This is a genomic window from Thalassolituus sp. UBA6592 (assembly GCF_002433655.1).
In the GTDB taxonomy this organism is placed as follows: domain Bacteria; phylum Pseudomonadota; class Gammaproteobacteria; order Pseudomonadales; family Oceanobacteraceae; genus Venatoribacter.
Map to the genome: position 1 here is coordinate 25,220 of NZ_DJIO01000176.1, position 9,817 is coordinate 35,036.

Below are 9,817 nucleotides of genomic sequence, written 5' to 3' on the forward strand. Positions count from 1 at the left end.
CACTTAAAGCATTCACCATACAGGCTGCAGGCTCTTACTTTAAGCCGATGCCGTATGGGTTTTAAGCACTAGTCTACTATCGCGAGCATTGAGCTGCCTATGAATTCGTTACGCAAAATCAAGATAAAAACAAGACTATGGCTGATTCTCGCTGCAACAGTCCTGTGCATCCTGCTGGTTGAGCTGCAGGCCATGCAACACCTTCACAACAGCATGACAGAAAGCCGCGAAATCGCAGTACGTCAGCAAACAGATAATACCTACAGCCTGATTCAGCATTATTACGATCTGTCGCTGGCCGGCATGCCGGAAGCAGAAGCCCGTGAGGCGGCAAAAAATGCCATCCGCAAACTGCGCTACAACAAGGTTGAATATTTCTGGGTAAATGACGCCCAGCCGGTAATGATAGTGCACGGTGCCAAACCGGAACTGGAAGGCAAGAACGTGGGTGATATTCAGGACCCGAATGGCAGCTACCTGTTCCGCGAAATAGTCAAAACCGCAAAAGCCGCCGCCGATGGTGGTTTCGTGAGTTACATGTGGCCAAAAGCCGGCAAAGATACACCACAGCCGAAAATCAGCTTTGTTAAGGAGTTTCAACCCTGGGGCTGGATCGTCGGCACCGGTGTTTACACGGATGATATCTCGGTGGCTTTCTGGGCGGATGTCACCAGCATGTTGGCGGTCAGCGTGATCTTTATCGTACTGCTGATCGTTGGTCTGATGCTGCTTATGAACAGCATCGGTACCCCGCTGCGTAACGTGAATAATGCCATGCACGAAATTTCACGCGGCGAAGGCGATCTGACCAAACGCTTACCGATTCGTGGTGACGATGAAATTACCTCCATTGCCCGCTCATTCAACACCTTTATCAGTCAGATTCAGGAGCTGGTGAAGGAGAGCAAACGCGCCTCTGATACCCTGGCGCAGTTAAGTGATGAAATTACCTCGGTGAGTTCAGAAACCCGTCGCCTGACCGATGACCAGTTACAGCAGACCGACCAGGCCGCCACCGGCTCTAATGAAATGAGCCAGACCATTCACGAAGTCGCAGGCAACGCCGAACGCGCAGCGTCTGCGGCCACCGACGTCGCAGAAAATGCCGGTCGGGGTAAAACCACAATGGAAACCACGCGCCAAAGCATCAGTGACCTTGCCCGGGATATTCAGGAATCGAGCAATGTGATTAAAACCCTGCGCGCCGAGACCGACTCTATCGGTTCTGTGCTGGATGTTATCCGAGGTATTGCCGAACAAACCAACCTGCTGGCACTGAACGCCGCCATTGAAGCCGCCCGCGCCGGGGAACAGGGCCGCGGCTTCGCCGTGGTAGCCGACGAAGTCCGCACCCTGGCATCACGCACGCAGGAATCCACAGAAGAAATCAATAAAATGATTACCCGCCTGCAGGAACAGGCAGCAACAGCGGTAGGCTCGATGGAGCAGAATGCGAAAAATTCGGAAAACACAGCGGAACGTGCGCAACAGGCACTGGAAGCCATTTCGTCCATTACCGCCGCGGTGAATACCATCACTGAAATGAACCTGAGTATCGCCAGCGCAGTGGAAGAACAAAGCGCTGCGGCCAATGAAATTACCGGCAACGTGGTGCGTATTGCTGAATCATCCGGTTTTATTGCCGACAACATGCGTCAGACGGAATCGTCCAGCCATAAACTGGCCGACAGCAGTGCGACCATGGTGAAGCTGATTCAGCGTTTTAAGGTTGAATAACTCAGAAAATTGAATAGCTCAGAAAATTGAATAGCTCAGAAAATTAAATAACCCGGACAATCATTTTTAAAATTTCCGGCAATAAAAAAGCAGTGCCTGAGCACTGCTTTTTTATTTGCGTTCAGACATCAGAGAATAAACTGACTCAGATCTTCATCACGCGCCAGACCGCCTAACTGAGCTTCCACGTAGGCCGCATCAATTTTAACCGGTTCAGACATATCCGTAGCGTCAAATGACACCTGCTCCAGCAGACGTTCCATAATGGTATGCAGACGACGGGCACCGATATTTTCTGTGGATTCATTCACTTCAAACGCAATCTGCGCCAGACGCTCAATGGCGTCATCAGTGAAATCAATATCCAGACCTTCGGTCTTCATCAGAGCTTTATACTGTTGCGTCAGTGACGCATTCGGCTCAGTCAGAATACGCTGGAAATCTTCCGGCGTCAGAGCGTCCAGTTCCACGCGGATCGGCAGACGACCCTGCAGTTCCGGAATCAGATCCGATGGCTTGGCCAGATGGAAAGCGCCGGATGCGATAAACAGAATATGGTCAGTTTTTACCATGCCGTGCTTGGTACTGACGGTGCTGCCTTCGATTAATGGCAGCAGATCGCGCTGCACACCTTCACGGGACACGTCGCCGCCACTGCCGGAGTCATGACGCTTGGCCACTTTATCGATCTCGTCGATAAACACGATGCCATTCTGTTCCACCAGTTCCAGAGCACGACCTTTCAGCTCTTCCATGTTGACCATGTTGCCGGCTTCTTCGTCTTTCAGCTGCTTCAGCGCGTCTTTGATTTTCATCTTGCGCTTGGTTTTCTTGTCGCCGCCCATGCTGGAGAACATGTTCTGCAGCTGGCTGGTCATTTCTTCCATGCCAGGAGGTGCCATGATTTCCACGCCGGCAGTCACCTGGGCCATGTCGATTTCAATTTCTTTATCGTCGAGCTGACCTTCGCGCAGCTTTTTGCGGAAGACCTGACGGGTTGCGCTGTCTTCTTTTGGCGGCTCTTCCGTGGTGTCCCAGCTGTTGGACTTGCGCGCCGGTGGCAGCAGCACGTCCAGTACGCGCTCCTCTGCAGCGACTTCCGCACGGGAAGCAACACGGGCCATTTCCTGTTCGCGCAGCAGTTTGATGCCGGTTTCAGTCAGATCACGGATAATGGATTCAACGTCCTTACCCACATAGCCAACTTCGGTAAACTTGGTAGCTTCCACTTTAATAAACGGCGCGTTGGCGAGCTTGGCCAGACGGCGCGCAATTTCGGTTTTACCCACACCGGTCGGGCCGATCATCAGAATATTCTTCGGCGTCACTTCGTCGCGCAGTTCCGGCTGTAACTGCATACGACGCCAGCGGTTGCGCAGGGCAATGGCCACCGCACGCTTGGCGTTGTTCTGGCCAATAATATGGCGGTCGAGTTCGTGAACGATTTCACGCGGGGTCATCTGGCTCATGCATTTTCCTCCGCCACAGAGTCTGCTGTCAGTGTTTCGATGGTGAGATTACTGTTGGTAAAGACACAGATATCGGCAGCGATGTTCAGACTTTTTTCAACAATTTCACGGGCGCTCAGCTCAGTGTTATCCAGCAGCGCACGGGCAGATGCCAGCGCATAGTTGCCACCGGAGCCGACACCAATCAGATCATTCTCCGGCTGCAGCACATCGCCATTACCGGTAATCACCAGTGATGCCGTGTGATCGGCTACCGCCAGAATGGCCTCCAGCTTGCGCAGTGCACGGTCAGAACGCCATTCTTTGGCCAGTTCCACCGCGGCACGGGTCAGCTGGCCATGATGCTTCTGCAGCTGAGCTTCAAATTTTTCAAACAGAGTGAAGGCATCTGCTGTGCCTCCGGCAAACCCCGCCAGCACGTTACCGTTGTACAGGCGGCGGACTTTACGGGCATTACCCTTCATTACGGTATTGCCCAGAGAAACCTGACCGTCGCCTCCGATTACTACTTCATTGCCCCGGCGAACGGATACTATCGTTGTCATGACATGTTTCCTGATGGTTGGACATGAACATTGGGATATGGGGGCTTGCGCAGTGATATCAAGGCATACCAATGCGGCAATTGTTGCTGGTTGCTTTACACCCCCAAGCCCGCGATACTCGCGCGTTTTAAGTCCGCACAAACGATTGAGGCTTTATGAAGATCAGCAAAGATACTGTGGTGCAGATGCACTACACCCTGAGCGACAGCGATGGTCATCAGATTGAATCCACCCGTGATGGCGATGCCGTGGCGTATCTGCAGGGTCATGGCAATATGATTCCGGGCTTTGAGAAAGCGGTTGATGGCCATGAAGCCGGTGAGAGCTTCAGCTTTGAACTGGCGCCGGAAGACGCCTATGGCCCGGCGCGCGAGCCACAGATTGCCCGGGTACCGGTCAAGCATCTGCAGGGCAGCAAAAAATGGCGTAAAGGCATGGTTGCCTGGGTGCAGACAGAACACGGCACACGTCAGGTTACCGTGGAAAAGGTCGGCAAATTTATGGCCGATGTGGATACCAACCACCCGCTGGCCGGCAAAACCCTGAAGTTTGATGTTGAGATCGTCTCTGTGCGCGTGGCGATGCCGGAAGAAATCAGCCATGGCCATGCCCATGGACCGGGCGGCCATCACCATCACTGATGGTAACGGCAGAATAATCATTCTGTCATGAACCCTGCGCATACTGACGGGTCATACCTGTGACGCAGCCGGGATGCGGCATTAGCACCGCATCCCGATCAATATTTTACGGTAGTAATCTGTAGTAATTTGCAGGTACCTTGGCTATCCTCGGTACACGTTATCCAGTGCCTGAACAGCGGATTACCGGTGTTTACGGGCTGACCTCTTCTAAGGAGATGAAGATGAAATTTCATGCTGCACTCGCCGTCGCCGCCACCACCCTGCTGGCTGCCTGTTCCTCCAACCAACCAGTACCGGCTCCGGTAGCTGACTGTGTATTTGCCGACGGTTCCGGCGAACCTGCTCCGGAATGGGTGTGCGGTACAGAGCCAGCCATGGATCTGACAGCCGTTGGTTATGCCGATAAATCCGGTGCCGGCCCGAACTTTATGAAGCAGATGGCTGCTACGGCGGCCCGCGTTGAGCTGGCGCAGACCATGCGTCTGGACGTTCAGAATATGATCAAGCAGTACGCTGAAACCACAGGTGCCGCTGACTCAGAAACCGTTGATATGGTGAATACTTCTGTTACCAAACAGCTGACCAAAGAAACTCTGGTTGGCTCCAAAATCATTCACCAGCGCCCAACGCCAACTGGCGGCATGGTGGTGATGGTTGGTCTGGATGCAGACTCCATTACTCAGGTAACTGAACAGGCCCTGAAAACATCAATGAACAATGATCGTGCCCTGTGGCAGAAATTCCAGGCCGATAAATCATTTGATGAAATGGCCAGCGATATTGCCAATATGGACCGTTAATCAGCAGATGTTTAAAAGAGCCGGCTTACGCCGGCTTTTTTGTTCCTGCCCGCGGAGAGTTACCTTATGAAATACCTGCTGATAAGTGCGCTGCTGTTAAGTACTCAGGCCAGCGCCTCAGATCAGAGTGAATACCAGCAATGGCTGCAGCAGACACGCAGCGACTTTCAGTCCTACCTGGATGAAAACGACAAAGCTTTTATCAGTTTTCTGCAACAGAAGTGGAAAACTGTCGATGTCAGCCCGGCGGAACAGCGCGACCCCAAACCTAAACCGGAACAGCCGCCTCAAGCGCCAAAACCAGCGCCAAAACCTGCCCCCCAACCTGAACCGCAAACCAAACCACCCGTCAGCCAGCCTGAAACCCCGGTAGTTAAAATTCCGGACGAGGTTAAACCAAAACCAGTAACGCCACCGGTAGCCGACGAGCGCCCGCAGGTTAAGCCAAAGCCACCGGTTGTCAGCAAACCGCAGGGGCCGGTGGTGAATTTTGATTTTTATGGTTACGCCCTGTCTGTGCCTTACGACCGCAAAATGAAAGTCGGTTTTAATTCACGGCCGGACAGCAAAGCCATTGCCGCCTACTGGCAAAAAATCGCCTCAGCTCCGCACCAGCAGACGGTGGATTATCTGAAGCGCACCGCCGCCGAACTGCAGTTGAATGACTGGGGTACGGCGCAGCTGTTCGGCGCTTTTGCCGCCAATCTGCAGCGTGGTGAAGCCAGCCGCTCGCTGATGACCTGGTTCCTGCTGGTGAAAGCCGGTTACGACGCCCGGGTGGCTTATAACAGCCGCATTTTTCTGTTGCTGACCTCAGACCAGCAGATCTTCGGCGTTACCTTCTTCCGCCTCGACAACAAACGCTATTACGCTGTGCAGCTTAATGGCCAGCAACTCAAACCTGGCAAGGTTTATACCTACGAAGGCCAGCATGAGAGTGGCGCACGGCCACTGGATTTCAGCGATCCGGTGCGTTTTGCCGCGAAAGGCAAAGAAGAAGACCGCGAATTACAGTTCAGCTATCAGGGCAAGCGGTACGATATTAACGTTGCTTACCCGTCGCGTTACGTCGATTACTTCAGCAGTTATCCACAGCTGTCATTGCCGAACTATTTCAAAGCCGGGCTGCCGCCAGTCACAGCACAAAGCCTGCTGCAGCAGCTTAAACCTGTAGTACAGGGGCAAAGTGAAACCGAAGCGGTTAACCGCCTGCTGCGCTTCGTACAGACGGCGTTTGGTTATGAAACCGATGAAGACCAGTTCCATGAAGAGAATTACCTCTTCCCGCTGGAAACCCTGCATTACCGCAATTCCGACTGTGAAGACCGCGCAGCGCTGTTTGCCTGGCTGACCGAATCCCTGCTCGGACTGGATGTCGTCATCCTCAGTTATCCTGGCCATGTAGCGACTGCAGTGGCTTTCCACGGCAAGGTTCAGGGTGATACCTGGCAGTTTGGCGGTAAATCCTATGTGGTTGCCGATCCGACCTATATTAACGCCGATATCGGTATGACGATTCCGCGTTATGCGGGTGTTACGCCGCAGATCGAAGCCTTCTGATTGCGGCACTGTTACTCTCTGCGGCCAGCGTTGTTCTGGCCGCAGAGTTTTTAACAGCTGAGCCGCGGCCATTCTCTGCCTCCAAGCCCAGCCTCCTTCTCTTTACCATCACTGAGCCAGCCGCTACCCTTGCAGGCCGTGTAATCAATTCTGAGTCTGTTATGTCATTATCTGTCGCTATTGTCCCGGTCACAGCCTTTGCCCAGAACTGCAGCATTCTGATGTGTAATGACACTAAGAAAGCCGCCATCGTTGACCCCGGCGGCGATCTGGACCGTATTGAAAAGCAGCTGAAAGAAATGGGCGCTACCCCAGAAAAAATCCTGCTGACCCACGCCCATATTGATCATGCTGGGGGCACAGCAGAGCTGGCGAAAAAACACGCGCTGCCCATTGAAGGCCCGCACAAAGGCGATCTGTTCTGGATTGAAGGGCTGGCACAGCAGTCCGCCATGTTTGGCTTCCCTGCGGTAGAAAGTTTCACGCCGGACCGCTGGCTGAACGATGGCGATCAGGTCACGGTTGGTAAGGTAACGCTGGATGTGATTCATTGCCCGGGTCATACACCTGGGCATGTGGTGTTTGTCGATAAAGCAGAAAAGCTGGCGTTAGTCGGGGATGTGATTTTTCAGGAATCGATTGGCCGTACGGATTTTCCGCAGGGCAACCATGCGGAGCTGATCGCTTCTATACGCGAAAAACTCTTCCCGCTGGGTGACGATATTACCTTTATTCCCGGCCATGGCCCGGAATCTACTTTTGGTCATGAGCGCCGCAGCAATCCGTTTGTGTCTGACAAGTGCGGCTGACCCAGAACCAGAGCCAAAACCAGTCCCAGAACCAGTCAGCGCCCGGATTACTGTGCTTTGATCACTTTAACGCCGGGCAGGTCCGGTAGTGGCACGGATTTCATACTGGGCAGTTCGCTGGTCTGAATTTCCGCCAGCCGTTTCATCCGCGCCTGACTCTGCTCCAGCGCGGTATCCATCTGCTCGTCATAGATTTCCAGCCAGGTACGGGAACCAGGAATCATACGCGCCAGATCGCGCATCCCCTGTTTCAGAGCTGTCAGGTGCACCTGATAACTCTGCTCCTGTTCCAGCATCAGCGCCTTAAGCGCAGACGCATTACTGGCATCGAGAATGGTGCGGGTTTTATTAATGCTTTTTTCGTAGGCAATGGCCGCTTCCTTGAGAATTTCCACATCCCCTTTGAGTCGCAGAAATTCCCGCTCATCAACGTAGCTTACGTCCGGCCGCATAATATTCACCACCGCTACGGTGACACCGACAGAAATTGCGATCACTGCCAGAACAGCCATCACCATCAGTCCCAGACGATTGGTCGACACTGTTGCTTCCAGCATCGACAGTCGCTGGGATTCGCTCAGTTCTTCGTCGTCGTGTTTCACACTGTCTCTCCTGCTCGCTACCTGACGTAATATGTAACAGATCTGTGTAAAGCTTAGTTTCCCATCGCAGTTGTCGCCAATTCCCTCCACTGACAGCGCCAGCTTTTTGCTAGACTCAATCAATAACGATGACACCTCAGGAGCACGCCGTGGGCATATTTCAGCCGCCCGGCCCGGATAGCGATCAATCTGACAGGCAAAGCAATGCAGCAGATAATGCTGACAGCAGCGCTCTGCAATCACTGCACAAGCGGATCATTGAGCGCGCAGGTAAAGACCGGGAAAACCTGCGTTTGTTCGTCACCGGCGCGTTCGTGTTTTTTTTCGGCCTGTGCCTGATCGTTTTCGGCAATCAGACAGTAGACGCTTCCGTTAAACAGGAAATCATCGTACTGTGCGGGCTTGTCGTCACAGTTATTGGTGGCGCCTGTGCCGCTGCAGGCTATATCTGCCTGAGCATTTTCCGAATCATCCGCATATTGGATAAAAAATGACCGATCGTTTTCCGGATCTGGAAATCTACCTGATGAAACCTGCCCCCGATGCCGTACGCGACTGGCTTGCCGGAGCACTGGGCAGCGCCGCCACTGACATCAGCCTGACCCCGGGTCACAGCCACTGGCGTTTTACCGTGCAGGGTGAGGCGATGGATGTATTTCTTAATGAAAACGCCGAAAAGAACTTCGCCAGCCTGTGGTTCAAACAGAATCTTTCGCCATGGAACAGCGATCTGGATTGCGCCCGGGCCGCTCATGCAGCACTGGCCATCGAAATCCGCTGCTCTGACAGCAGCTGGCAGGAAGATGAAGACGAGGCTGAACAACCCTGGATCAAACTGATCCGCGGCGAAGAAAAACCTCTTAAGTGGTAAGAAAGCTGGTAAAGCAGCGCCAGCCAAAACCCAATCGTCCACTTTTCCTGTACAAACGTCTGTTTTGAGACACAGAAACACTTTTACCCATCAATTCCATGACTGGTTTCCAATATAATCATGGGCTAGTTGGCCGCGGCTGTTTCAGCCCGGCGGCGGCATCTTTTTGGGGGAGTTATGTCAGACATTCAGCACCGCGAGAGCATTACCGACATCCTGCAACAACTGCGTAAAGCCAAAACGGCACACCTGCGCTGGCGTGCTTACGCCATGGCGTTGACCTCAGGTTATGCCGTCGAAGAAGGTCAGCTACCGGTGGAGCACACAGACTGTCAGTTTGGTGGCTGGTACTACGGGGAAGGCCAGGCACTGAAAGACTATCCGGAATTTACCGGACTGGAAGAGATCCACCACCAGGTACATGCCGTCTATAAAGACATTTTCCAGATGCTGTTCGATAAGCCGGAAAAATCAATCTGGCGTAAGCTGATGGGTAAATCGGCATCAAGCGATAAAATCGGACAAAAAGTAAAAATAGAAAAAGAACTGGAGCGCCTTTCAGATCAGTCACGACTGATGATGGAAGCCCTCGATAAACTGGAAAAAGCCGTTATCAGCCGTCATGAAAGCCTGTAAAAAGCAGATGACCCAGGAAAAAGAAAACAAAGTAAGAAAGCTGAACAAAAAATAAAACGTAAATCAAAAAAGCCGGCAGTCGCCCACTGCTGTCCCACAAATTTCTATTCAAGCCTTTTTGAAAAATGTCAGGCCCCTTGTCCT

The 9,817-nt window shown here is 52.9% G+C and carries 11 protein-coding genes; 8 read left to right on the top strand and 3 right to left on the bottom strand.

Translation table 11 applies throughout. The annotated features are described in order from the left end of the window. Nucleotides 1-99 precede the first annotated feature (99 nt). Nucleotides 100-1,737, top strand: coding sequence for a methyl-accepting chemotaxis protein (locus B2Z72_RS17730; RefSeq protein ID WP_296985593.1), 1,638 nt, complete (start codon nucleotides 100-102; stop codon nucleotides 1,735-1,737). 128 nt (nucleotides 1,738-1,865) lie between these two features. Here the strand turns inward: B2Z72_RS17730 and hslU are convergent, their stop codons facing one another. Both hslU and hslV read right to left on the bottom strand, forming a co-directional pair. Next, a complete protein-coding gene (gene hslU / locus B2Z72_RS17735; protein WP_296985594.1) occupies nucleotides 1,866-3,206 on the bottom strand; it encodes an ATP-dependent protease ATPase subunit HslU in 1,341 nt (446 codons plus the stop codon). After that, nucleotides 3,203-3,751 carry an ATP-dependent protease subunit HslV gene (hslV, locus tag B2Z72_RS17740; protein ID WP_296985595.1) on the bottom strand — a complete coding sequence of 183 codons (549 nt, stop codon included), beginning with the start codon at nucleotides 3,749-3,751 and terminating at the stop codon, nucleotides 3,203-3,205. The genes hslU and hslV overlap by 4 nt, the downstream gene beginning before the upstream one ends. Nucleotides 3,752-3,906: 155 nt before the next feature. On the opposite strand from hslV, the gene B2Z72_RS17745 reads away from it, so the two are divergent. The 4 genes from B2Z72_RS17745 (at nucleotide 3,907) to B2Z72_RS17760 (ending at nucleotide 7,564) form a co-directional block, all read left to right on the top strand. Next, nucleotides 3,907-4,392, top strand: coding sequence for an FKBP-type peptidyl-prolyl cis-trans isomerase (locus B2Z72_RS17745; RefSeq protein ID WP_296985596.1), 486 nt, complete (start codon nucleotides 3,907-3,909; stop codon nucleotides 4,390-4,392). A gap of 224 nt (nucleotides 4,393-4,616) precedes the next feature. Continuing rightward, nucleotides 4,617-5,195, top strand: a complete 579-nt coding sequence (locus B2Z72_RS17750; protein ID WP_296985597.1) for an LPP20 family lipoprotein — start codon at nucleotides 4,617-4,619, stop codon at nucleotides 5,193-5,195. Between the two features lie 66 nt (nucleotides 5,196-5,261). Beyond that, nucleotides 5,262-6,755, top strand: a complete 1,494-nt coding sequence (locus B2Z72_RS17755) for a hypothetical protein (RefSeq protein WP_296985599.1) — start codon at nucleotides 5,262-5,264, stop codon at nucleotides 6,753-6,755. 161 nt (nucleotides 6,756-6,916) lie between these two features. Then, nucleotides 6,917-7,564 carry an MBL fold metallo-hydrolase gene (locus B2Z72_RS17760; RefSeq protein ID WP_296985601.1) on the top strand — a complete coding sequence of 216 codons (648 nt, stop codon included), beginning with the start codon at nucleotides 6,917-6,919 and terminating at the stop codon, nucleotides 7,562-7,564. 47 nt (nucleotides 7,565-7,611) lie between these two features. Here the strand turns inward: B2Z72_RS17760 and B2Z72_RS17765 are convergent, their stop codons facing one another. Then, entirely contained in the window at nucleotides 7,612-8,166 is a 555-nt protein-coding gene (locus B2Z72_RS17765; protein ID WP_296985604.1) for a hypothetical protein, read from the bottom strand. Between the two features lie 149 nt (nucleotides 8,167-8,315). Between B2Z72_RS17765 and B2Z72_RS17770 the strand changes: the two genes are divergently transcribed. The 3 genes from B2Z72_RS17770 (at nucleotide 8,316) to B2Z72_RS17780 (ending at nucleotide 9,673) form a co-directional block, all read left to right on the top strand. Beyond that, on the top strand, nucleotides 8,316-8,660 hold the full coding sequence (locus B2Z72_RS17770; protein WP_296985609.1) for a hypothetical protein: 345 nt from the start codon (nucleotides 8,316-8,318) through the stop codon (nucleotides 8,658-8,660). Beyond that, entirely contained in the window at nucleotides 8,657-9,037 is a 381-nt protein-coding gene (locus tag B2Z72_RS17775; RefSeq protein ID WP_296985612.1) for a hypothetical protein, read from the top strand. The genes B2Z72_RS17770 and B2Z72_RS17775 overlap by 4 nt, the downstream gene beginning before the upstream one ends. Before the next feature lie 177 nt (nucleotides 9,038-9,214). Next, nucleotides 9,215-9,673, top strand: a complete 459-nt coding sequence (locus B2Z72_RS17780) for a CZB domain-containing protein (RefSeq protein ID WP_296985615.1) — start codon at nucleotides 9,215-9,217, stop codon at nucleotides 9,671-9,673. Nucleotides 9,674-9,817: the final 144 nt, after the last annotated feature.